Source organism: Chryseobacterium sp. MMS23-Vi53, from assembly GCF_047651245.1.
Classification (GTDB): domain Bacteria; phylum Bacteroidota; class Bacteroidia; order Flavobacteriales; family Weeksellaceae; genus Chryseobacterium.
The window spans coordinates 4,447,199-4,472,830 of the sequence record NZ_CP180265.1 but is presented as its reverse complement, the minus strand read 5'-3'; the positions used below and the strand labels follow the sequence as shown (position 1 = coordinate 4,472,830).

The following is a 25,632-nucleotide window of genomic DNA, read 5'->3' as shown; positions in this document are numbered from 1 at the left end:
TATGTTGTCATTCTGACGAAGAATCTCATACAACCTTTAATTCGATAGAGATTCTTCACTCCACTTTGTTCCGTTCAGAATGACAGACTTTATAATTTTCACAGGTTAATATTCTCCAACACTTCTTTCAAAGCATTAATAAAAATATCAGTTTCTTCTTTTTTAATGTTAAGAGCCGGAAGAATCCTCAACACAGCCTTATCATTAGAATTTCCTGTGAAAATATGATGATTGTACAACAGGCTGTTCCTCGCTTCCGAGCAATCCCTATCAAGTTCAATCCCAATCATCAACCCTTTCCTTCGGATCGTTTTAATATGTGGAAAATCTTTAATTTCATTTTCAATATAAGCGCCCATTTGCTGAGCATTTTCTATAAGATTTTCATCTTTCATGACGTCTAATACCGCAATCGCTGCAACACAAGCCAAATGATTTCCTCCGAAAGTTGTTCCCAGCAAACCGTTGCTTGCCTCAAATTTCGGGTGAATCAAAACGCCGCCGATTGGGAAACCATTTCCCATTCCTTTAGCTGTGGTAATAATATCCGCTTCGATCCCAAATTCCTGATGGGCAAAGAAATAACCGCTTCTTCCGTATCCTGACTGAACTTCATCCAAAATCAAAATAACATCATGTTTTTTACACAATTCTTTGATTTTAGTTAAAAATTCAACGGTTGGAATCATAATTCCTCCAACTCCTTGGATTCCTTCTATTATTACAGATGAAATTTCGTTTCCTTGCTTTTCGAAAACCTGTTCAAGCTGCTCGATATTATTCCATTCAGATTTGATGAATCTTTCATCATAGTTTACCGGAGCTACAATTTTTGGATTATCTGTAACCGAAACTGCTGCCGAAGTTCTTCCGTGGAATGAACCTGAAAAATACAGCACTTTATTTTTTCCATTGTGGAAAGAAGCCAGTTTTAAAGCATTTTCATTCGCTTCAGCACCTGAATTGCACAGAAACAGATTGTAATCTTCCAAGCCTGAAAGTTTTCCTAATTTTTCTGCCAGTTCAGTTTGTAATTCATTCTGAACCGAGTTTGAATAGAAAGATATTTTATCTAACTGGTTTTTTAATTGATTCTGATAATGCGGATGGTTGTGCCCGATAGAAATCACGGCATGACCTCCGTAAAAATCAAGATATTTTTCTCCTTTATCATCCCAAAGAAATGATCCCTGAGCTTTTACAGGATTTATGTTGAATAATGGATATACGTTGAATAAATTCATATTTTGTTTTTTTATCAATTTCTTTTGCCTTGAAGCAAAAGAAACAAAAGTTCAAGACTGGAAACTTCCGCTAAAAAATATTTTTGTTCTCTAAAAATTCTAAAACTTGCGCGAAATTTACATTTGTTCTTCGGTTCGACATTTGTGTCGTGCTTCGAACAGTAGAATTTTCTTAACGTTCACAAAACTATTTTTCTTAACGCTCCATTTTCCTAGGTCGTTTTTAAATGGAGTTATAAATTCACAATTGACTCATTGACAATTCACAATTTTAATTCACTTTTAAAACGCAATCGGCTTTAAGTTCAATCCTGAATTTTCTTCCCAACCCATTGCAATATTCATATTTTGGACAGCTTGTCCGGAAGCCCCCTTCAACAAATTGTCAATCGCTGAGTGAATGACCGCAACATTCCCACATTTTTCAATCTGTATCACACAGCGATTTGTATTGACAACCTGTTTTAGATCAATTGCTTTTTCGCTTACCTTCACAAAAGGCTCATCTGCATAAAAATCCTTAAACAATTGCTCAATATCTGAAAGTTCTAAATCTGTTTTCACCGTGGAACTTGTAAAAATTCCCCTCGCAAAATCGCCTCTCCATGGAACGAAATTTAGATTAATTTCATTTGAATTAAAAGAAACTAACTGCTGTAAAATCTCATCCACATGCTGATGCGTCAAAGTTTTATAAGCTGAAATATTATCATTCCTCCAAGTGAAGTGCGTCGTCGCCTGTAAAGACTGACCTGCACCTGTTGAACCTGTAATTCCTGTTGTATAAACTTCATTCAACAAACCTTTTTGTGCTAACGGAAGCAAAGCCAGTTGAATTGCCGTTGCAAAGCATCCCGGATTCGCAATACTTTTCGCCCCTGAAAGTTGTTTTTTGTTGATCTCAGGTAATCCGTAGATAAAATTTCTGTTTTCGAAATTACCGTCTAAGCGAAAATCATTTCCTAAATCAATGACTAATGTTTCATCTTTTACAGCATTTTGAGCCAGCCAATTTTGACTTTCTTTGTGAGGAAGACATAAAAATAAAATATCTACATCTTCAGATTGGTCCGTTAAAACCATTTCACAAACTGTCGCTAAATCCGGGTACAAATCTGAAATCTTTGTTCCCGAATTCGAACGACTATATAAAAAACGCAAAGACACATGAGGATGAAAAGCCAGCAGACGAACCAGTTCGCTTCCTGTATAACCGTTGGCTCCGATAATTCCTGCTGTTTTGTTAATTTCAATCATTTTTATTATTGTCCATAGGTTTCACCTACGGCTACTTTATTGAACCCTTCGGGTTCTATGTTTATGTTGATCTTTTTTAATCCATAGGTTTGGCTTCGCCGAATCTCGTTCCTCGATTTCACCTACGGCTATTCCTATTGAACCCTTCGGGTTCGTCATCATAATGTTGAATTAATCTGATGATATATATTTAATGAATTGCTTACAATTTTGGTGTAGCCTTTCACATCTTCGCCTGTCCATGCTCTGTTTGCTTCTCCGTAGCTTCCGAATTTATCAGACATTAAATCATGTTGAGATTCAATTCCATTTAAAATAAATCTGTAAGGATGAAGGGTTACAAAAACTTTTCCACTGACTGTTTTTTGAGAATCTACCAAGAAAGACTCAATATTTCTCATCACAGGATCTAAGAAAAGTGCTTCGTGAAGCCAGTTTCCGTACCAATCGGATAATTGAGACTTCATCATCTGCTGATATTTTGAAAGCGTATGTTTTTCCAATAAATGGTGCGCTTTGATAATCACGGATGCTGCTGCCGCTTCAAACCCAACTCTTCCTTTGATTCCTACAATCGTATCTCCCACGTGAATATCACGACCGATTCCATAAGCTGAGGCTAATTCTTCAATTTTCTGAATCGCATAAACTGAATGTTCAAAATTTTCTCCGTTTACCGCTACAACTTCCCCATCTTTAAACTCAATTTCCAAGTCCGAAGGCTGAGTTTCTTTAATTTGAGAAGGAAAAGCTTCTTCCGGAAGATAATTTCTTGAGGTCAATGTTTCTTTTCCACCCACTGAAGTCCCCCAAAGCCCTTTATTAACCGAATACTGTGCTTTTTGGAATTCCATTTCATAGCCATGATTTTTCAAAAACTCGATTTCTTCTTCACGGGATAAAGCCATATCACGAATCGGCGTAATGATTTCCACATTAGGACATATCACCTGAAAAATCAAGTCAAAACGAACCTGGTCATTTCCTGCACCGGTACTTCCATGAGCAATGGCGTCGGCTCCGACTTCAATTGCAAATTTTGCAATTTCCTGCGCCTGAATGGTACGTTCCGCACTTACAGAAAGAGGATAAGTATTATTTTTTAGCACATTCCCAAAAATCAAATACTTCACACAAGAATTATAATAATCTTCCTGAGCATCCACGCACCTGTATTCTTTTACCCCAAGATTCAGGGCTTTTTTCTCCAGTTCTTTTTCCTCTTCTTTTGAAAAACCTCCGGTATTTACAGTTACTGCATACACATCATATCCCAGTGTCTCACTAAGATATTTAGCACAGTAAGAGGTATCCAAACCTCCGCTAAACGCTAAGATTACTTTCTTGTTCATTGCTATATTTAATTTCCGGCTGCGTATGGGCAGCTCCATTTTTTGTTATATTTTCAGGAACGAAAAGCATGGCCGTACACAGGCAGTTTTTACGTTCTTTTTTCATTAAAATTTCATAGTTCACACAGTTTTTACAGCCGTTCCAGAACTCTTCATCCTGAGTCAGCTCAGAATAAATTACTGGTTTGTAGCCTAAATCACTGTTGATTTTCATCACGGCAAGACCTGTCGTAAGCCCAAAAACTTTCGCATTTGGATATTTATCTCTAGATAATTGGAAAACTTTATTTTTAATTAAAGTCGCAGCACCCCTTTCCCTATATTTTGGTGAAACAATCAACCCGGAGTTGGCCACAAACTGACCATGCGACCAGGTTTCTATATAACAGAAACCTACCCACTCTCCGTTTTCAGTAGCCACCACAGCATTGCCTTCTGAAATTTTTTTGCTTAAATATTCTATGGAACGTTTGGCAATCCCCGTTCCTCTACGCTGTGCAGAATCGTACATTTCCTGCTGTATTTCACTCACATACATCAGATGTATGGATGAGGAAATTTCTATTTCCATTTATTTATCTAAATTTTTTGGCAAATTTAAAATATAATTTCTTTTAAAACCAAATAAAAAAGATAATTTTATTGAATTAATATAATATACAGGTAATTTTATCTTTACACTAAATTAATATTTTGCTAAATTATTATATATTTGCTAAAAAGATATAGATATGGAAAATCAATGTCCTAAATGTAATGGTAAAAAAGTGGTAAAAAGCGGAATCGTGAATGAAAAACAACGTTTTCTTTGCAAGGATTGCAATTACTATTTTACCGTAAAAAAATTAGGAAAACAAATTGATGATTACTACGTAACAAAAGCATTACAACTATATCTTGAAGGTTTAAGTTTTCGTGAAATAGAGAGGATTATCGGTGTTTCTCATGTTACAATTAGTTCATGGATCAAGAAATATAATATCGTAAGACCTCCTCATTCAGAATTTCATCCGGTGTATAAAATTTTAAAGCAAAATGAACTGATTGAATATATGAGCAAAGAAGAAAATATTAAAAATTCAGGCTTAATTATTACTCAGTTTGCTGATAAATATATGCTGATAAAATGGGAAAGATTTAAAAAATAGGCTTTAAAAAGTTATGAGTTTCGAGTTATAAGTTATGAGTTTTATTACAGATAAATAAAATCATAAATATTTAAAAATCAAAATATTAAATAATATTTTAGTACAAAAATTCAAACATTTTAAAAACTTATAACTTATAACTCGAAACTCATAACTATATAATTAGCACTAATATATATTAAATTTCTTCAAATAAATTATTAATTCCAATTTGGCTTTCATAAAAAATAACGCCAAAAAATGATAATTTATGAAGAAATTACTCACTTTTATTGGATTAGCTTTAATCAGCAATTCTTTATATTCTCAAGGTTCGCCTGATTATGGAAATGGACTGAAAGTTAACTTAAATCAACAAGGCGATAAGTATGTCAGATTTATTTTGTGGGACCAATTTTGGTTGAGAAACACCCAAATGAACCCTGGAAGTATGGTTGGCGGAGAACCTACAGATAATTCCTGGAGTCTAGGGAACAGACGATTACGTGCTTTAACATATGCCCAAATTTCCAAAAGATATATGATTTTAGCACATTTTGGAATTAATAATCAGACATTTATCAACGGTGGTGGTTCGGGAACTTCAGGAACGGGAGGCTATGGAAACGGGAAAAAGCCACAGATGTTTTTTCATGATGCCTGGAACGAATATGCAGTTATTTTACCTGGTGAAGCGGGCAAATTCAGCTTATCTCTGGGAGCGGGATTGCATTACTATATGGGACTTTCCCGAATGACAATGGCTTCAACATTGAATTTTCTTACCGTCGACTCCCCTATTTTCTCATGGCCTTTGATTGACAATTCCGATCAGTTCGCCAGACAATTGGGAATGTTTGCGAAGGGAAAATATGGAAAATTGGAGTATCGTTTTAGCCTAAACAAGCCTTTTGCGACAGATTTAACGCCAACAAATGTTACAGATCCGGCAAAAGCAGTAGCCGTTGATAACAATGGAAATCCGAATTTCTCAAAAGCCGGATATGTTGAATATCAATTTTTGGATGAAGAATCTAATCTATTGCCTTTTAAAGTTGGATCTTATTTGGGAACGAAAAAAGTTTTTAATGTTGGCGCAGGTTTTTATCATCAAAAAGACGGAACGAGAACTTCAGTGAATTCAACTATTGAAAAACACGACATTACCCTCGTTGCCGTAGATGCTTTTGCAGATATTCCTTTGGGAAATGCAAAAAATAAAATGGCAGTTTCGGCCTATGCAGGATATTACAATTATCAATTCGGGCCGAATTACATCAGGAATTTAGGGATCATGAATATTGCTTCTGCAGATCCAAATTTTATTGGCGATAAAGCGATTGCAGGACCGGGAAATCTACAACCTACTATCGGAACAGGTAATATTATCTACGCACAAGCTGGTTTGCTCTTGCCAAGTCAGGCAGAAAAACCGAAAATCAGAATCCAGCCTTTTGCAGCTTATACACATAAAAGTTTTGAGGCTTTTGATAAATCTTCCTCACAATTTGATGTTGGTGCAAACTGGTTTATCGATGGTCATCACGCGAAAATTACAACGCAGTATTCTACAAGACCAACTTACACAAGTCCGACGGAAAGCCCAAAATCTAAAGGAGAATTCATTGTGCAATTCCAGATTTATTTATAAAACCGTTGAATTTTTAACCACAAAAGATACAAAAGACATTATTCTGTTTAGAAAGACAAAGTTTACAAAAGAATAAAAATCAAAGATTTTCACCAAAAAATATTCTACAAATTTTATCGAAGATAAAATCTTTGAGTCTTAAAAAATAAATACAAAAACTTTTCTTGTGCCTTTGCGATTACCAACAGTTAAAACAAATTTTTAGAAAACTCAATATCAATTTAAACTAACATCAAAATTTAAGCAATATGAGCGAAAATCATCACGATGCCTACGAAAATATGACCGACAAGCAGAAAAACCGCACGATTTGGAGCGTGATCACTGCATCATCACTCGGTACACTGATAGAATGGTACGATTTCTACATCTTCGGAAGTCTGGCCGTAGTTTTAGCAACGAAATTTTTCCCGGCAGATAATCCGACCGCAGCATTTTTATCTACGCTTGCAACTTTCGCAGCAGGATTTGTGGTAAGACCTTTTGGAGCATTGTTCTTCGGAAGATTGGGAGATATTATAGGAAGAAAATATACCTTTTTGGTAACTTTATTAATCATGGGGTTCTCAACATTCCTGATCGGATGTATCCCAAGTTATGAAACCATTGGATTTATGGCACCTGTTTTAGTTTTAATTTTAAGATTATTACAAGGTTTGGCTTTAGGAGGTGAATACGGAGGTGCCGCGACTTATGTTGCCGAATATGCACAACCCCATCGCAGAGGTTACTGGACATCATGGATTCAAACCACTGCAACGGCGGGACTTTTCATTTCATTGATTGTTATTCTAGTTACAAAAACAACACTTTCCGCCGAAGAATTCGATGGTTGGGGTTGGAGAATTCCTTTCTGGATTTCCATTTTAATGGTAGGAGTTTCTTACATCATCAGAAGAAACATGAAAGAATCTCCGCTTTTTGCTAAGGCTAAAAGTGAAGGAAAAACTTCAAAAAATCCTCTAAAAGAAAGTTTTGGGAATAAATTCAACTTTAAATTTGTCTTATTGGCATTATTCGGAGCCGCGATGGGACAAGGGGTAATTTGGTACACCGGACAATTTTACGCCATGAGTTTCCTTCAAAAAGTAATGAACGTAGAATCTGCGCAAGTCGATTCATTAATGGCAACAGCCTTATTTTTAGGAACGCCTTTTTTCGTTTTCTTCGGATGGCTTTCGGATAAAATTGGTCGAAAAGCAGTGATGATGACAGGAATGCTGGTTGCAATTTTAGCATACAGACCTATTTATGATTCCATGTTTAAAAGCATTAATCTTGAAAACAAAACTGTTGCAGCGAACGGAATTACAGAGAAAAGAACAGCGAAAATTCATGATAAAATCACAACCGACAGCCTGGTAAGCTTCCATAAAGAAACATTGTACACCGACGGAACTTTAATTAAAAAAGACAGCGTTGTGCACTGGTCACCAAGCGGACCCGTTATGAAAGACGGAAAAGCGGAAGAACCGAAAGTTTCCCAAAGCATCAAATTAGCTGACAATACAAAATGGTATTTGGTATTTTTAGTATTCATTCAGGTGATTTTTGTAACGATGGTTTACGGTCCGATTGCGGCATTCCTAGTTGAAATGTTCCCCGTGAGAATCCGCTATACATCAATGTCTCTACCATATCATATTGGAAACGGAGTATTTGGAGGCTTGCTTCCGGCAGTTGCAACTTATTTAGTAACAACAGGAAAAGAAGCAGGACACGCAACATGGTATCTGGAAGGACTTTGGTATCCTATCGGAGTTGCCGCAGTCTGTTTATTGATCGGATTGTTTTATCTTAAAAATAAGAACAATAATATTCACGATTAAGCATTAAATCACTTAAAAATTTATTAATTTTAAATCAACTAAAAATGAACGGACTCAAAAAAATATTAGGTATAGTTTGGATAGCCATTGCGCTGGTGGTGGGATATTTCGGAATTACAGTGTTGGGAATCCCCAAAATCACCTCAGGAAAACAGGAAGACCTGGTTTTCGGGATCATTATTCTCTTTGTTTTAATGCCAATCATCTCAGGCGGAATGGCGATATTCGGTTATTATGCTTTAACCGGAGAATATTCTGATGACAATGTTTAAATAAAATAAGTTAGTGGTAATTGGCGGATCTTTTCGTTCGTCAATTATCTTTTATATAGCATGAAAAAAAGACACGAACAAAAGCTAATCATTCTGAGCATCGGGCTTCTGATTGCTTTCAGTATTCCTGTCTCATTGTTATTCAATAGTGACAAGGAAGTTTTTGGTTATCCGATGATGTTGATTTATATTTTCGCTGTCTGGATGGTTTCCATCATTATTTCTTTTATAATCGTAAAAAGATATGATGAGTAGTTTCGCTTTATTTACCGTGGTTATGTTCTATCTCGCACTTTTGTTCTTAGTTGCTCATTTGGCAGAGAAGAAAAAAAGCAAGATTTGGATCAACAATCCTTATATCTACGCGCTTTCTCTGGCGGTATACTGCACAGCTTGGACGTATTACGGAAGCATTGGTGTGGCTGCAACAAGCGGACTAAATTACCTTCCTATTTATATTGGTCCCATCATCGTTATTCCTGCCTGGATTTACATTAATACACGAATTGTAAGAATTGCAAGAGTCAATAAGATAAGCAGTCTTGCAGATTTTATTTCATTACGATACGGAAACAGCAGGAGTTTCAGTGCGATTATTACGATCGTGTGTCTTTTAGCGATTGTTCCTTATATCGGTTTGCAAATCAAAGCGATCTCCGAAACTTTTCATTTGGTAACAGAAACTCCGATGTCAAATGATATTTTGACGGATAACGCAACTTTCGTTGTAGTTTTAATTGCTTTATTTTCATCTTATTATGGAACAAAATACGTTGATGCTTCGGAAAAACGTTTGGGAATTATTTCTGCGATCGCTTTAGAAAGCTTTCTTAAGCTTTTCTTTATCATCATTTTAGGATTATTTGTTATCTATTTTGTTTTTGATGGGTTTTCCGATATTTATCAAAAAGCCAGTCAATTTGATGACTTCAAAGAAAAAAACACTTTCAACGGCGTTGAAGGTGCGATGAACTGGATGGTTTTGTGCATGATTTCCGGAACGGCAATCTGCATTCTTCCAAGACAGTTTCACACGGCTATCGTTGAAAACAGACAGGAAAAACATATCAAAACAGCGATCTGGTTTTTCCCACTTTACTTGTTGATTTTTACTGTATTTATCTTTCCGATTGCGTGGGGCGGAAGACTGATCTTTGAAGGACAAAAAGTAAATCCGGAGTTCTACTCTATTTTGATTCCACAGCATTTTGGTAATACCTTAATTACCGTTTTGGTATTTCTCGGAGGATTAAGTTCCTGTATTTCGATGATTATCATTTCGGCGATTACTTTATCCATCATGCTTTCCAACAATTTAATTATTCCTTACGGATTATTAGGAAAGTTAAAATCCGAGAATGAAGCACAAAATACAAAACTCATTACTAACATTAGAAAGTTCAGTATTTTCGCATTGATTATTATGGCGTTTGCCTTTTATAAATATTTTATTTTAAAAACGTCACTCGATTCTGTTGGATTGATTTCATTTGTCGTGATTGCACAATTGGCACCCGCATTTTTCGGAGCTATTTTCTGGCGGAGAGGAAGCTACAAAGGTGCAGTGATCGGATTATTGGCAGGATTGATCATCTGCTATTTCGGATTGATTATTCCGCAGTATTATTTTTCATACAACCAGGAATTCAAAGGAGTTTTAAGAGAAATGTATGATGCTTTTGATTTCTTTAAAATTTCATTTCTGGGAAGAATTCCACAGATTTTCTTTTGGTCGATTTTAGTGAATACAGGCTTGTTTGCCATTCTTTCCGTGAGCAGCAAAGGAAATTATCGTGAAAGAAATTTCGCCGAATTGTACGTTGATATTGATAAATATATTCAAAATCATGAAAATGCATTTATTTGGCGCGGAACTGCTTATGTTTCAGACATTAAAAACATTCTTGAAAGATTTTTAGGTAAAAATAAAACAGAACAGGCACTAAGAATTTTCAATTTAAAATATAATATTGATTCTCAGACTGAAACCGCAGATTCAAGATTTATCAAATTTTCGGAAAACCTATTAGCAGGGAGAATTGGAACTGCTTCTGCGAAAATTTTGATTGAAGGTGTCACCAAAGAAGATAAAATTTCTTTAAAGGAAGTTTTAAACATTTTAGAAGAATCCAAAGAAAATATTACACTAAATAAAAAGCTAACCGAACAATCGGAAGAGTTACAAAAATTATCCGATGATTTAAGAAAAGCCAACGAAAGTTTAATCATTAAAGATCATCAAAAAGACGATTTCCTGGATTCCGTTGCTCACGAATTAAGAACCCCAATTACTGCAATCCGTTCGGCAGGAGAAATTTTGGCAGACGATGACGATATTCCCTTGGAAATCAAAAGAGAATTTTTAAATAATATCATTACAGAATCTGATCGATTGAGTGAAATCATTAATGATATTCTTTATTTAGACAAACTTCAACATGGCGAAATCGTTTTAAATATTCAGGAAAATAATATTATTGAAACTTATAAAAAAGCAGTAAATCCACTTTTGCATTTGATTCATCAGAAAAATATTCATTTAAGTGAAGTTAATCTTCTCAATAATTTTGTGTTTGAATATGATGAAGCGAGAATGATTCAATTATTTCAGAATATTTTAGGAAATGCTTTAAAATTTACAGATGAACAGGGAACGATTCAAACTAAATTATCTGAAAGGGAAAATCATTTAATCATTACAATTTTTAATACCGGAAAACATATTCCCGAAGAAGATCTGGAAATGATTTTTGATAAATTTTATCAGTCAAAAAATCAAAATATTTTAAAACCAACAGGAAGCGGACTTGGGCTGGCTATTTCGAAAAAAATTGTACAAGCTCAAGGCGGAACGATAAAAGCAGAAAACAACGGACTCGGCGTGACTTTTACGGTCATTTTGCCAAAAAAACAATTGTTTAAACAATCATGAACCCGATAGGGTTCAACAATAATAGCCGTAGGTGAAACCTATGGGAACAGATAAATAAAATACAAACCAGAACCCGATAGGGTTCAATAACAAAAACACAGATGAAAAAATGGGAACTTATCGACAAATATTTTATCACATTGTTTTCGGGACAAAACATCGTGAACCAACAATTAATGAAAAGAATGAATCAGAGCTATACAGATATATTTGGGGTATATTAAAAAATAAAAAATGTAAATTATACAGAATTAATGGAATGCCAGATCACGTTCATATTTTTTGTGATCTACATCCCAATATAAATCTCAGTAATTTGGTAAAAGATATAAAAGTTGCAACCAATTTATGGATGAAAGAATCGGGATTGTTTACTGAATTTTCTGGATGGCAGGAAGGATACGGAGCATTTACCTATTCAATGATAGAAAAGGAAAGAATTATAAATTATATAAAAAATCAAAAAGAGCATCATAAAACGGAAACATTTGAGATTGAATTTAAAAAGCTTTTATCGGAACATGGAATCGAATCAGAATGACATAGAATTAATAATATTCAACCCTCCGGGTTGATTTAATGCGAATCCTATTCATATACCATAGGTTTTACCTACGGCTATTAAAATTGAATCCTTCGGATTCTCAAAAAAAGAAAAAACAATGAAGTTGAACACAGCTAAACACCAACAAAACACCTTATGAAAAAGATAATTATTGCGGATGACGAACACAAAATATTAATGTCACTGGAGTACAGTTTCAAGAAAAACGGTTATGATGTTTTCATTGCCAGAGACGGAACTGAAGTTTTGGAATTCCTGAAAACAATGACTCCAGATGTAATTTTATTGGATATTATGATGCCGAATCTTGACGGTTACAGTACATTGGAAATCATTAAACAAGATGAAAAATTAAAAGATACAAAAGTCATTTTCCTGAGTGCAAAAAATAATCCGAAAGACATTGAAAAAGGCTTGGAAATGGGAGCTGATGCTTATGTAACGAAACCTTATTCAATTAAAAAACTGATACAGCAGATTGAGGAAATGTTTGAATAGAGTTTGAGATGATAGAGAAAAGATAAAAAGACTTTGCACACCATCATTGCTAAGGAAATTAAGCACAGACTGCTACGCTCCTTACTGACCAAAACACGAAAATTAATATGGATACAGATATTTTATTTAAACAAAGCATAGAAGACAAAGAGAATTTCTGGAAAGAACAGGCTCAGCAAATCGACTGGTTTGAATTTCCTACTACCATTCTCTCAAAAGACGAAAAAAATTACACCCAATGGTTTTCCGACGGAAAGCTTAATATGTGTTATCTATGTATAGATAAACATATTGAAGACGGTTTTGGAGAGCAGATCGCAATAGTTTATGATTCTCCGGTTACAAATCAAAAGAAAACCTACACTTTCAGTCAGGCAAAGGAAGAAATTTCAAAATTAGCAGGAGGTTTAGCATCCTTAGGTTTGAAAAAAGGTGATACGGCCGTTATTTATATGCCGATGATTCCGCAGACATTGTTTGCGATGTTAGCTTGTGCGAGAATTGGAGTGATTCATAATGTGGTTTTTGGAGGTTTTGCCCCTAATGAATTGGTTGTGAGAATTGATGATTGTAAGCCCAAAGCTTTAATCACAGCAACCGCAGGAGTAGAAATTACAAAGAGAATTCCTTATCTACCATTAGTTGAAAAAGCAATTGAATTAGCTCAGGATAAAGTTGAAAATATCATCGTATACAACAGAAAATTAGCAGACAATCAACATGAAATGTTTGACGGGTTGATCGATTATGAAGAATTAGTCCAAAAATCAGAACCCGCAGATTGCGTTTCCGTGGAATCCAATCATCCGCTTTATTTATTATACACTTCAGGAACAACAGGAAAACCCAAAGGAATTACACGTGACACAGGAGGTTACGCAACAGTTTTGAAATTTTCCATGAAATATATTTACGGCGTTGAACAAGGAGAAACTTATTGGGCAGCTTCCGATTTTGGCTGGGCGGTTGGTCACAGTTTTTCGGTTTACGGTCCCTTAATTAACAGAAATACAACCATTATTTTCGAAGGAAAACCCATCATGACTCCCGATGCAGGAACGTTTTGGAGAATTATTTCAGAATATAAAGTTTCGGTGATGTTTACTGCTCCGACAGCGATTCGTGCGATCAAAAAAGAAGATCCGAATGGAGAATTGGTGAAAAAATATGATTTAAGCCATTTCAAAAAACAGTTTTTGGCTGGTGAAAGATGCGATGTTGCAACGTTGGATTGGTTTGCAGAACACATCGGAGTTCCCGCAATCGACCATTGGTGGCAGACAGAATCCGGTTGGCCGATGTTGGGTTTAATGACTTTTGATAAAAATTATAAAATCAAAAGAGCTTCAGCCGGAAAACCAATTCCGGGATATGATATTAAAATTTTTGATGAAAACGGTTATGAACTCGATGCGCATCAGGAAGGTTATTTAATTATTAAACTTCCACTTCCACCAGGAGCTTTGCTCGGAATTTGGAATGACAATGATCGTTTTCAAAATAGTTATTTGTCGCAGTACAACGGTTATTATTTCTCAGGAGACGGCGCAATAAAAGATGAAGACGGATATATTTTCATCACAGGACGAGTGGATGATGTCATTAATGTAGCAGGACATCGGCTTTCGACCTCTGAAATGGAGGAAATTGTTTCGTCGCATCCCGATGTTGCAGAATGTGCCGTTGTTGGAATTGATGATGAATTAAAAGGTCAAATTCCTTTTGCATCGGTTGTTTTAAAGAATGGTTCAATGATTTCAGAAGAAGACGTTGAAAAGGATATTGTAAAAACCGTTCGTGAAAAAATCGGAGCTGTGGCTTGTCTTAAAAATGTGATGATTGTAAAACGTTTACCGAAAACACGATCAGGAAAGATTTTAAGAAATTTAATCAGAACTTTATTAGACGGAAAAGAATTTCAGATCCCATCGACGATTGATGATGAGAAAATCATTGAAGAAATTCAACAAAAAATCGTGGAATATAGGGCTTAAACAAGAAAATAAATATAAATTTAAATAACAAAAATTCAAATTTCAAAAACGATAAGGATATGAGTAATTATCAAATTGAAGATTTACCGCATTATTTTGAAGAGTATAAAAAGTCAATTAAAAATCCTAAAAAATTCTGGGATAAGATTGCCGATCAGAATTTCGTGTGGTATCAGAGATGGAGTAAGGTCGTAAAATATGATATGAATGAAGCGAAGATCACTTGGTTCAAAAATGCAAAATTAAATATTACGAAAAACTGCTTAGACAGACACCTTTCCGTAAGAGGCGATAAAACCGCAATCATTTGGGAACCAAACGATCCAAAAGAAGAAGCTCAGCATATTTCTTACAACGAATTATATACGAGAGTCAACAAAACAGCCAATGTTTTGAAAGACATGGGCATTGAAAAAGGCGACAGAGTGTGCATTTACCTTCCTATGATTCCGGAATTGGCGATTACCATGTTGGCTTGTGCTAAATTAGGGGCTGTTCACTCAGTTATTTTTGCGGGATTTTCCGCTTCTGCCGTTTCTTCAAGGGTAAATGACTGCGGGGCAAAAATGGTCATTACTTCAGACGGAAGTTACCGTGGAAGCAAAGTTTTAGACTTAAAAAGTATCGTTGATGAAGCGCTTGAAAAAACACCTTCTGTTGAGAAAGTTTTGGTGGTAAAAAGAACCAAAAACGAAATCAAAATGAAAGAAGGCAGAGATTTTTGGTTAGCAGATTTGTATGAAAAAGCGTCTTCCGATTTTGTTACCATCATCATGGATGCTGAAGATCCACTTTTCATATTGTATACTTCAGGCTCCACTGGAAAACCAAAAGGAATGCTTCACACTTGCGCCGGATACATGGTTTACACTGCTTATACTTTTAAAAATGTATTCAATTATAAAGAAAATGATATATATTGGTGTACTGCTGATATTGGCTGGATTACAGGGCATTCTTATATTTTGTACGGACCACTTTTAAATGGTGCAACGACTGTTATTTTCGAAGGCATACCAACCTATCCAGAACCGGACAGATTCTGGGAAGTTATTGACAAGCATAAAGTTACCCAGTTCTACACCGCTCCTACTGCAATTCGTTCATTAGCGAAAGAAAGCGCGGAGTGGGTGGATAAGCATGACTTAAGCTCGTTAAAAGTAATCGGTTCCGTTGGTGAACCCATTAATGATGAGGCTTGGCATTGGTTCAACGATCATGTTGGAAAGAAAAAATGCCCGATTGTTGATACTTGGTGGCAAACCGAGACGGGAGGAATTATGATTTCACCGCTTCCATTTGTTACGCCGACAAAACCAACCTATGCTACCCTGCCTTTACCAGGAATTCAGCCTGTTTTGATGGATGATAAACGCAATGAAATTTCAGGAAATCAGGTAACGGGAAATCTTTGCATCCGTTTTCCGTGGCCGGGAATTGCAAGAACAATATGGGGTGATCATCAGCGATATAAAGAGACTTATTTTACTGCTTTCCCAGGCAAATATTTCACGGGAGACGGCGCTTTAAGAGACGAAGTCGGCTACTACAGAATTACCGGTCGTGTGGATGACGTGATTATCGTTTCGGGGCACAATTTGGGAACAGCTCCGATTGAAGACAGTATCAATGAACATCCTGCTGTGGCAGAATCTGCGATTGTTGGCTATCCTCATGACATTAAAGGAAATGCTTTGTACGGCTTTGTAATTCTAAAAGATTCCGGAGCAGACAGAAAGCAGGAAAATCTGGTAAAAGAGATCAATCAGTTGATTTCAGACCAAATTGGACCAATTGCTAAGCTGGATAAGATTCAGTTTGTTTCAGGGCTTCCGAAAACGCGTTCAGGAAAGATTATGCGTAGAATTTTAAGAAAAATCGCGGAAGGTGATTTCAGTAATTTTGGGGATATTTCTACGTTGTTGAATCCTGAAATTGTGGAGGAAATTAAAAATGAAAGAATAGATTAATTTATTTTCAAAGCTTGTCATCCTGGAAGGATCTAGATGTAGTATTAGAAAATAGAGTGAAAAGATTCTTGTTTAGATCCTTTCAGGACGACAAACTCGACTTTTCTCCAAAAATGTTTAAATTATTGACTGCAACTCTAGCCCCGATTGCAACGACATCCTTTTGTGGAGCAAAGCGGAACAAAAGATATAGTGGAAAGCGGGAAAAAGCTTCAAATAAAATTAAACAAAAATGCGCAGAAATTTTTCCGCGCATTTTTTTTATTTGATAATCTTGATGGATTGCCTTCCCAAATTGGAATGGATATCCAACAAATAATTTCCTTTTGGATAATTAAATTCTAAAGAATATTTTTTCAAACCTTTGTCATTCACGTCATCTTTAAGAATATTTTTGATGAATTTCCCGGAAATATCATACAAACCAATAATGATATGATCGGAATGCACATAATGAATATTCAGGTTAAGCTTATCTTTAACAGGATTCGGAACCACTTCTACTTTTAGTTTTCGGTCCTGCTTTTCACTGGAAACCTCATGAGTCGCTAAAGTTCCCTTCGTCATTTTATAAACATTGGTTCCGGCAGCATAAGCCAAATCATCGTTGATGATAAAAATTCGATTTAAAGAACCGCCAACTCCTGTGTTTGTCCATGTATTTCCGCCGTCGAAAGTTTCGTAAAATCCGGTATTATGACCTCCCATCCAACCATGAGTTGCAGAAGTGAAACCAACTGCCTGAACATAGTGATCGGGAAAGTCTTTCATTTCCCAGGTCATTCCTCCGTTCAAAGACTTCAATAATTTTCCGGTATTAGGAAGTTCAGATTCTATAGAACAGAAAATATTATTGCCCAAAAGCTGAATTTTCCATACATAATCATTCTGAATGTTGGTATTGTAAATTTTAGTCCATGTATTTCCACCGTCCATTGTTTTCAAGAGTACGCCTCCATCATCATCGCTTCCACCTGCATATCCCACATTTTCCGAGACAAAAACTACTTCTACCAAAGCATTCGCGTAACTCGACATATCGATATATTGCCAAGTATTTCCGCTATCCGTCGATTTGATGATATAAGCCGGATAAAACCAAGCTCCACAACCGTACACAGTAGAAGTTCCCACACAATCCAAACCGCAGATAGCTTGTGGATAAGGAGAAATATTATTTACTCGTTGCCAAGTTGCGCCACCATCAACGGTTTTGTAAAAATTGTTGTTTAAGGTTCCGAGAAAACCGACATTTTCATTGAGAAATTCAATATTTCTGTAGTACTGATTAGTTGCTGAGCTTACAATTTGTTGCGTCCAGGTTGTACCTCCGTTTGTTGTTTTGAATACGGCTCCATTTCCGCCCTTTGCTGCCCAGCCAACATTTTCGTTAAGGAAAAATACATCGTCATATCTTCCTGTTCCGTTGGATGGTGGATAAGAAAAAGCAGACCAATTATAGGTTTGGGCCTGAACTAAGCCTGTAAATAAAGATAGAATTAAAATAATTTTTTTCATGGTTAATTTTTGAATCACAAAATTCAATTATTTTAAAGAAGTACACAAGAGTTGCATTAAACTTATTTTTTAACATTTAATCAAACGACTGTTCAATAGATATTCTTAAAAAAATTAACTTTAATTTATAGATAAAATAATTAATTACAAATTTTATTGAAATTAATTTAAAATAATAAAGAAAAATTTATTATCTTTAAAGTACAATTTTAAAACTATTGCTTATGTCAAATATATTAGCTGGATTATTTGAACATCACAGCGATTATAAGAAACTCGAAGCCGATTTGGAAAATTCAGGATTCGACAATTCAGATTACATTGTATACCTCAATGACGGACATCACTCTCAATATTTGGTGAGTGTTGCAGTGAAAGATGGCAATCAAATAGATAATGCCCGGAGCGTTTTTAGTGAAAATACTGTTTTAAAAACATATCTCTTTGAAAACATGGGTATTGAACAAGCCAATTATATGAATATTAAAAGTTTTATTGATGCCAGAAACCGAGCAGATATCCACAATTGTCCGGATGTAAAAATCAAAGGTTCAACAAGCGGAATGGATTCTGAAGTCAAATTTTAAACAATTTTAAGATAAAAAATTAATAACCGGAAATCCGTGGAGCGTTCCACGGATTTTTTTGACTTTGAAAAGTGTAAAAAATTTCGTATTTTCGTTTAAATATAGGCTTTTACACAAATGAGTTACGACTTAGAACAAGAAAACAAGGAGATCCTTGCTAGATATAAGGATCTGATTTCTAACACATACCGAACGCTGAATGAGGAAAATAACAAGCTCATCCGAAAAGCATTTGATATTGCATTAGACGCACACAAAGACCAAAGGAGAAAATCTGGTGAACCCTACATTTACCATCCCATTGCTGTTGCAAAAATTGTAGCTACAGAAATTGGATTGGGAGCATCTTCTATTGCCTGTGCGCTTTTACATGACGTTATTGAAGATTCCGATTATACGTATGAAGATCTGAAGAAAATATTTGGTGAAAAAATTGCCGATATTGTGAATGGACTGACGAAGATTTCCATCATGAATCATCAGAATATTTCGGTACAGTCTGAAAATTACAGAAAGCTTTTACTCACTCTTTCTGAAGACTTTAGAGTAATTTTAATTAAAATTGCAGACCGTCTTCACAATATGCGTACGCTGGAAAGCATGGCTCCGGATAAGCAAAAGAAAATTGCCTCAGAAACAGTTTATATCTATGCTCCGATGGCACACCGTTTGGGTTTATATAATATTAAATCTGAGCTGGAAGATCTCTCTTTAAAATACAATAATCCAGAGGTTTATAACGAAATCACGGAAAAATTGGAACTTGCCAAAGAAAACCGTGAAAGATATATTGAAGAATTTAAAACTGAAGTTTCTGAAAGATTAAATGAAGAAGGTTTAAATTTCAAAATAAAAGGTCGTGCAAAAGCCATTTCCTCTATTTACAGAAAAATGCTGAAACAAGGCGTTTCTTTTGAGGAAGTATTTGATAATTACGCTATTAGAATCATTTATAAATCCGACGCGAAGAACGAAAAATTCTTGGCTTGGAAAATTTATTCGATTGTAACGGATGTTTATCACAGTAATCCTTCGAGAATGCGTGACTGGATCACACAACCGCGTTCAACAGGTTATGAAAGTTTGCATTTAACTGTGCTTGGCCCTGATAGAAAATGGATTGAAGTACAAATTCGTTCCGAAAGAATGGATGAAATCGCCGAAAAAGGTGTTGCAGCGCATTACAAATACAAAGAAGGATATAAGCAGAGTTCTGAAGACAGAAATTTTGAAAACTGGGTAACAGAAATTCGCGAGGTTCTGGAACAACAACAAAACCTTTCTACGTCGGAACTTCTGGATAATATCAAACTGAATTTATATTCAAAAGAGGTTTTTGTATTTACGCCAAAAGGCGAGATTAAAATTTTACCAACAAATGCTACCGCTCTTGACTTTGCATTCTCTGTTCACTCCGATCTGGGAATGAAGTGTTTAGGAGCAAAAATCAATGGAAAATTGGTTCCGATTTCGTATGTTTTACAAAACGGAGATCAGGTTGATATTTTATCCTCTCAAAATCAGAAACCAAAATCCGACTGGCTAGAATTTGTTGTTACTTCTAAAGCTAAGTCTAAGATTAAGAGTTATTTAAACTCTCAAAAAAATCAGATTGTAGAAGAAGGAAAAGAAATTCTTCAGCGAAAACTTCGTCATGCTAAAATTGCATTTAGTGAAGATGAAGTCAACAAGCTTCAAAAGTTCTTTAATTTAAAAACTTCACAGGAACTATTCTTAAAATTCCAAACTAACGAACTGGATGCGAGTAGTTTAAGAAAATACATTGAAAGTAAAAACGTATTTAATAATTTACTTTCAAGGTTCAGAAAATCACCTTCAAAAAATACGGTTTTTGATGAACCTAAACATCAAAATCTGGACATGATCGTCTTCGGAAAAGACGAGGAAAAACTGAACTACAGCTACGCAAAATGTTGCACGGTAATTCCGGGTGACAAAATTTTCGGATTTATCACGATTTCTGATGGTATTAAAGTTCACAGTGACAACTGTCCAAATGCAATCAACCTTCGGGCACAATACGATTACAGAGTGATTCCGGCAAAATGGGTGAACGCTGAAAGCTTCCAAAACAGAGTAAAAATAGAGATCGAAGGACTTGATAGAATGGGTATGATCAATGACATTACAACCGTAATCAGCGGTGCGATGGGAATGGATATGAAAAGTATGTCGATTGAGTCAAATGATGGAATTTTTACAGGTTCGATTAATCTTGAGGTGAAAAATAAAAGCCAACTGGAACAAACATTCAAAAAACTTAAAGATATTAATGGGGTGTCAAGAGTGAGACGACTTTAATCTTAAGATATGAATTTAACAGTATATTTTAAAAAGTTTTTCAAAAGCAATCAATCTTCGGGAATTATCCTGATTTTCTGCGTTTTTATTTCATTATTAATCGCAAATTCTGCTTTTGCTGAAAACTTTCAACATTTTTTAGATCAGGAAATTGGTATCAATTTATTTCATCTGAAATATCCGGTAAGTATTTGGATTAATGATGGTTTGATGGCAGTTTTCTTCCTTTTGGTCGGTTTAGAAATCAAAAGAGAAATGGTAGAAGGAGAACTTTCATCATTCAAAAACGCGTCGCTTCCTATTTTTGCTGCTATTGGTGGAATGTTTGTTCCTGCCATAATTTATGCAGCTTTCAATTCTGGAACGGAATATGCGAATGGTTGGGGAATTCCCATGGCGACGGATATTGCATTTTCATTAGCAATTATATCAATGCTAGGAAAAGGAATTCCAAATTCGATTAAAATTTTCTTGGCTGCACTGGCAATTGTAGATGATTTGGGAGCAATTTTGGTAATTGCTATCTTCTATACAGAACAAATCCATTGGACGTATTTATTATTGTCTTTTGGAGTTACAGCTTTATTATTTTTATTGAATTTCTTGAAAGTCACGAAAATAATTTTCTATATCATTCCTGGATTATTTTTATGGTATTTCCTTCATCACTCGGGAATTCATGCAACGATTGCGGGAGTTTTATTAGCATTTTCAATTCCAACTAATACTTCTAATGTAGAAATTTCACCTTTAGAAAAACTGGAACATTCTTTACATATTCCTGTGAGTTTTTTCATTATGCCAATTTTTGCGTTGACCAACACAAATATTACGTTCAATAACGAAATGGTTTCAGGATTGACAAGCACTTTAGGATTAGGAATTATCGCAGGCCTTATTTTAGGAAAATTAATTGGAATTAATTTATTTTCATTAATAGCTATTAAACTAAAATTGAGTTCGTTGCCTCAAAACAGTTCGTGGACGCAAATGATTGGAGTCGGACTTTTGGCGGGAATTGGTTTTACAATGTCAATCTTCATTGCATTGCTTTCATTTAAAGAAGAAATTCAAATTCAGGATGAAGCCAAGTTTGCTATTTTAATTGCATCATTTTTAGCCGCAATTTTAGGCTTTCTTATTTTGAAGATAAGTTCTAAAAATCAGATAATTGAGGAGGAAAATTAATTTTCTTCCTCTTCTTTTCTATTACCATTATTAAATTTCCAACGGTGTTCGTCATCACTTTCTAAATTGGGTTCAGTATTTTGGGCGTGATAACCTGTTGCTTCTTTTTTAAGTTCATCAGAAAGTAACTTTTCAATCCTTAACTTTCTTAGAGCCATGTTCAATTCATTTCCAAAAAGAAGGAGATATACATTTACATTTACCCAAACCATCAAAAGAATCATGCTTCCGATGGATCCGTAAAGTACATTATAACGGGCAATGTTTTTAACATATAAAGCGAAAAAATAGGTTGTTACCACAAACAAAACCGTCGTTAAAATTGCTCCCGGAACTGCTTGTCTGAATCTTGCAATTCTCACTGTTCCTAACCAATAAAATAGTGTCAATAAGATGAAATAAAATAATGGAAATGAGACAAATCCAATAATTTTTGAAAGATTATCGACAAGCCACGAAATATCATAAACCGGTGTAAATAATTTTAAAACAACCTCGGAATAATATACACCAAAAAGCGCCAAAAATACGATTGTTATAAACCCGATCGTAATGAAGAATGAAAGAATAAATTCCTTTACATCTGTCATTTTTTCATCTGTATTTTCGTTGAATCCGTTAATTAATGAAAAAGTTCCGTTTGTTGCAAAAACCAAAGCCAAAACCACAGTAAAACTACTGATTCCCTTCATATTAGGAACAATATTCGATTCAATATAACTTCTTACATCATTCTCCATTTTTGCAGGAAAAACATTGTGAATCAAAACTTCAAAAATATAGAACTGCAATTTGTCATAATGAGGTAGATATGGCAAAACTGACAATAGGAAAAGAATAAATGGAAATAAGCTGATGGTAAAACTCCACGAAATGGCTGCTGCTTTTCGCCCGATTTTCCCTTTGAAAATACCTCTGACATAGATCTGAAACATCTGCCAAAGCGATATTCCCAATACAGGAATATGAATATCGTCGAAAAACTCTTGAACCTTCAAGATAAATTTAGGAAGTTTTATACCCATTTTTACTTTAAAATATTATCTATTTTATCAAAGTTTCTATTTACAAATTTAGGAGAATTAAATCGGAAACCTAATCCAATTCTAAATAACCACAATGTCGTAGAATAAAAATTTTCATTTGAACTATTGATCCAATTCAGTTGTGTTCCGCCTCCAAAGAACCATTTTCCGTTGTCATATCCGATTCTTGCATTAGAATATAAGCCTACATTAAATTCATGAAAATCTTCATCTATCAATTTAGAATAATAAAATTCAGGATAAACTTCTATAATCGCATACCAATTATCTTTAATCATTTTCTGAACACCACCACCCGATCTTAAAGCAATTCTAAAATCTTTTGTTGGAACATCATCTTCTTCATCTATAAAAACTTCATCGTTATAAATAGTTTTATTAGTATTGCTCAAAGCATTGTACTGATAGAAGAACCCTGTACTTAGGACAAAAACATCCTTTAAAGGTTTATAAGTCATGTTGTTGAAACTTCTGTAGTCCACTTTTTTTCCTAGCCATAAGTAACTTGTTTCCCCTTTTATAGAACGATATTTAGCATCTGGAAACTTTAAATATCCTTCTTCGTTAAAATCACCTCCATATATCAGCTGCATAAATTCTTTGGTGTCCTGAAAATATAAACCTTTAACCTGGCTTACATTTATAGTTTGTCGAAGTTTAGGAGTAAGAAAGAACGTAAAACCTAAATTGAAATATTTTGACTTTCCTTTCTCAGGATCATCATTATTGATTTTAGTAAGTTTGGGTGCAAAAGAAAAACTTACATCCAACCATCGATATCGTAGAAAAAATTCCGTGTAGAAAGCATCGTTTGGTCGAAGTCGAAAAACCTTGTCTTCATATAGCAGGCCAAAAGTATTGTGAATGTAGCTTAATCCCGTAACGACAGAAATTTTGTTTTTGTCCTCTTCCACATACTTTTTAATCTCCTCATCACTCATCTCCTGACTATAGGAAATCAATGAAAATAATAAAACCGTAAAAGAAAGGATTTTTGTCTTCATCATAATGGTGTTATTACAAAAGTAATGATTTTTTTAAACTTTAAAAATCTTCTTGAACTGGCAGATTATGACATTCTCTAATTTATGAATATCTTTGCAGCTTCAAAATATTTAAAAGGTAAAAAATGCAGATTAATTTGCTTTGTATTGGTAAAACGGATGATAAGGAAATAACTTCTCTGATAAATTATTATCTGAAACGTCTTCCAAAACACTGGAATTTCGAGATTATAGAAATTCCTGATGTGAAGAATGCAAAGAATCTTTCTCCAGATCTTTTGAAGAAGGAAGAAGCTAAATTATTCTCTAACCATATTGATAAAAATGATTTGGTTGTAATTCTTGATGAAAAAGGAAAACAGTTTACCAGCCGAGAATTTGCACAAAAAATAGATAATTGGATGAATTCTTCTATAAAAAAAATTCACCTTTTGATTGGTGGTGCTTATGGTTTTTCAGAGGAAATTTATAACAGAGCCAACGAAAAAATGTCTTTATCTAAAATGACTTTTACGCATCAGATGATTCGTTTGTTTATCGTTGAACAGGTATATCGTGCGGATCAGATTTTGCAGGGGAAACCTTATCATAATGACTGATTATCTGCTTAATTTAAAATATAAAACATCCGATACGTCAGTTCGAGTAGAAATTATTTGTAATGAATGAAAAATAATTTTGTATCGAGAAACTTTTAATAAAATTCTCGATACGATTTTTTCAAAATCTACTCGAATTGACGTTGGCTTTTTATTTCAGATTATATTTTCGCTTTCAAACCAATCTGCCTTTTTGCTTCTCCAACTACGAAAGCAACAGAATTTGCGATATTAAAGCTGCGAATTAATTTAGACATTGGAATGGTTAAGTGATTTTCAAAACGGTCTAAAACATCTTTACTTAAACCAACACTTTCTTTTCCGAAAACCAACCAATCACCATCATGAAAATCGGTTTCAAGATAAGATTTTTGAGCATGTGAACTCATTAGAAAAACTCGTGATTTATCCGGGATATTTTGCATCCATTCATCAATATTAGCGTATTCTGTCACGTCAAGATGTACCCAATAATCTAGTCCTGAACGTTTTAAATTTTTATCATTAATGACAAATCCGAAAGGGTGAATGAGATGTAATTTACTTTCCGTACCAACACACAATCTTCCGATATTTCCTGTGTTGTTGGGAATTTCCGGTTCTACGAGAACAATGTTTAACATGATGATTTTTTCTGTCTGCAAAAATACTTAAAACAAATTAAGTTTTAGCTAAGC

At 34.7% G+C, this 25,632-nt stretch carries 22 protein-coding genes; 14 read left to right on the top strand and 8 right to left on the bottom strand.

From position 1 onward, the window contains the following. Positions 1–98 precede the first annotated feature (98 nt). From ACKX2A_RS19885 to ACKX2A_RS19870, 4 genes are all read right to left on the bottom strand, one after another. Positions 99–1,244, bottom strand: coding sequence for an aspartate aminotransferase family protein (locus tag ACKX2A_RS19885; protein WP_415326753.1), 1,146 nt, complete (start codon positions 1,242–1,244; stop codon positions 99–101). 282 nt (positions 1,245–1,526) lie between these two features. Next, positions 1,527–2,501 (bottom strand): N-acetyl-gamma-glutamyl-phosphate reductase, encoded by a 975-nt coding sequence (gene argC / locus ACKX2A_RS19880; protein ID WP_415326752.1) that lies wholly within the window; start codon positions 2,499–2,501, stop codon positions 1,527–1,529. 158 nt (positions 2,502–2,659) lie between these two features. Then, positions 2,660–3,853, bottom strand: coding sequence for an argininosuccinate synthase (gene argG, locus ACKX2A_RS19875; protein WP_415326751.1), 1,194 nt, complete (start codon positions 3,851–3,853; stop codon positions 2,660–2,662). Continuing rightward, on the bottom strand, positions 3,825–4,424 hold the full coding sequence (locus ACKX2A_RS19870; RefSeq protein WP_415326750.1) for a GNAT family N-acetyltransferase: 600 nt from the start codon (positions 4,422–4,424) through the stop codon (positions 3,825–3,827). The genes argG and ACKX2A_RS19870 overlap by 29 nt, the downstream gene beginning before the upstream one ends. A 160-nt stretch (positions 4,425–4,584) precedes the next feature. On the opposite strand from ACKX2A_RS19870, the gene ACKX2A_RS19865 reads away from it, so the two are divergent. The 10 genes from ACKX2A_RS19865 (at position 4,585) to acs (ending at position 16,691) form a co-directional block, all read left to right on the top strand. Beyond that, positions 4,585–5,001, top strand: coding sequence for a transposase (locus ACKX2A_RS19865; protein ID WP_415326749.1), 417 nt, complete (start codon positions 4,585–4,587; stop codon positions 4,999–5,001). Between the two features lie 250 nt (positions 5,002–5,251). Then, complete coding sequence (locus tag ACKX2A_RS19860) at positions 5,252–6,631, top strand: porin (protein ID WP_415326747.1); 1,380 nt, start codon at positions 5,252–5,254, stop codon at positions 6,629–6,631. 248 nt (positions 6,632–6,879) lie between these two features. Then, a complete protein-coding gene (locus tag ACKX2A_RS19855; RefSeq protein ID WP_415326746.1) occupies positions 6,880–8,460 on the top strand; it encodes an MFS transporter in 1,581 nt (526 codons plus the stop codon). Positions 8,461–8,504: 44 nt separating this feature from the next. Next, entirely contained in the window at positions 8,505–8,732 is a 228-nt protein-coding gene (locus ACKX2A_RS19850; protein ID WP_415326744.1) for a DUF6814 family protein, read from the top strand. A gap of 60 nt (positions 8,733–8,792) precedes the next feature. Then, complete coding sequence (locus ACKX2A_RS19845; RefSeq protein ID WP_415326743.1) at positions 8,793–8,987, top strand: hypothetical protein; 195 nt, start codon at positions 8,793–8,795, stop codon at positions 8,985–8,987. Next, positions 8,980–11,664, top strand: coding sequence for an ATP-binding protein (locus ACKX2A_RS19840; RefSeq protein ID WP_415329512.1), 2,685 nt, complete (start codon positions 8,980–8,982; stop codon positions 11,662–11,664). Before ACKX2A_RS19845 ends, ACKX2A_RS19840 begins: the two co-directional genes overlap by 8 nt. Before the next feature lie 109 nt (positions 11,665–11,773). After that, complete coding sequence (gene tnpA, locus ACKX2A_RS19835; protein WP_415326741.1) at positions 11,774–12,205, top strand: IS200/IS605 family transposase; 432 nt, start codon at positions 11,774–11,776, stop codon at positions 12,203–12,205. A 159-nt stretch (positions 12,206–12,364) separates the two neighbouring features. Next, on the top strand, positions 12,365–12,727 hold the full coding sequence (locus ACKX2A_RS19830; RefSeq protein ID WP_415326740.1) for a response regulator transcription factor: 363 nt from the start codon (positions 12,365–12,367) through the stop codon (positions 12,725–12,727). Between the two features lie 107 nt (positions 12,728–12,834). Next, positions 12,835–14,721: an AMP-binding protein gene (locus tag ACKX2A_RS19825; RefSeq protein WP_415326739.1), complete on the top strand. Its 1,887-nt coding sequence runs from the start codon at positions 12,835–12,837 to the stop codon at positions 14,719–14,721. A 59-nt stretch (positions 14,722–14,780) separates the two neighbouring features. Further along, positions 14,781–16,691, top strand: a complete 1,911-nt coding sequence (gene acs, locus ACKX2A_RS19820) for an acetate--CoA ligase (RefSeq protein WP_415326737.1) — start codon at positions 14,781–14,783, stop codon at positions 16,689–16,691. A 261-nt stretch (positions 16,692–16,952) separates the two neighbouring features. Here acs and ACKX2A_RS19815 read toward each other — a convergent pair whose 3' ends face one another. Beyond that, complete coding sequence (locus tag ACKX2A_RS19815; protein WP_415326735.1) at positions 16,953–18,209, bottom strand: T9SS type A sorting domain-containing protein; 1,257 nt, start codon at positions 18,207–18,209, stop codon at positions 16,953–16,955. 224 nt (positions 18,210–18,433) lie between these two features. On the opposite strand from ACKX2A_RS19815, the gene ACKX2A_RS19810 reads away from it, so the two are divergent. The 3 genes from ACKX2A_RS19810 (at position 18,434) to nhaA (ending at position 22,306) form a co-directional block, all read left to right on the top strand. Then, positions 18,434–18,796: a hypothetical protein gene (locus tag ACKX2A_RS19810; protein ID WP_415326733.1), complete on the top strand. Its 363-nt coding sequence runs from the start codon at positions 18,434–18,436 to the stop codon at positions 18,794–18,796. 117 nt (positions 18,797–18,913) lie between these two features. Further along, entirely contained in the window at positions 18,914–21,118 is a 2,205-nt protein-coding gene (locus ACKX2A_RS19805) for a RelA/SpoT family protein (protein ID WP_415326732.1), read from the top strand. A gap of 9 nt (positions 21,119–21,127) precedes the next feature. Next, positions 21,128–22,306: a Na+/H+ antiporter NhaA gene (gene nhaA / locus ACKX2A_RS19800; protein WP_415326730.1), complete on the top strand. Its 1,179-nt coding sequence runs from the start codon at positions 21,128–21,130 to the stop codon at positions 22,304–22,306. On the opposite strand, the gene ACKX2A_RS19795 is transcribed toward nhaA, so the two are convergent. Both ACKX2A_RS19795 and ACKX2A_RS19790 read right to left on the bottom strand, forming a co-directional pair. Next, positions 22,303–23,331: a YihY/virulence factor BrkB family protein gene (locus ACKX2A_RS19795; RefSeq protein ID WP_415326728.1), complete on the bottom strand. Its 1,029-nt coding sequence runs from the start codon at positions 23,329–23,331 to the stop codon at positions 22,303–22,305. The genes nhaA and ACKX2A_RS19795 overlap by 4 nt on opposite strands. Before the next feature lie 2 nt (positions 23,332–23,333). Beyond that, positions 23,334–24,359 (bottom strand): DUF4421 family protein, encoded by a 1,026-nt coding sequence (locus tag ACKX2A_RS19790; RefSeq protein ID WP_415326726.1) that lies wholly within the window; start codon positions 24,357–24,359, stop codon positions 23,334–23,336. A gap of 122 nt (positions 24,360–24,481) precedes the next feature. Here ACKX2A_RS19790 and ACKX2A_RS19785 point away from each other — a divergent pair, with 122 nt between their 5' ends. Further along, positions 24,482–24,955, top strand: coding sequence for a 23S rRNA (pseudouridine(1915)-N(3))-methyltransferase RlmH (locus ACKX2A_RS19785; protein WP_415326724.1), 474 nt, complete (start codon positions 24,482–24,484; stop codon positions 24,953–24,955). Between the two features lie 161 nt (positions 24,956–25,116). Here the strand turns inward: ACKX2A_RS19785 and ACKX2A_RS19780 are convergent, their stop codons facing one another. Beyond that, positions 25,117–25,578 (bottom strand): tRNA (cytidine(34)-2'-O)-methyltransferase, encoded by a 462-nt coding sequence (locus ACKX2A_RS19780; RefSeq protein ID WP_415326722.1) that lies wholly within the window; start codon positions 25,576–25,578, stop codon positions 25,117–25,119. Positions 25,579–25,632 lie beyond the last annotated feature (54 nt).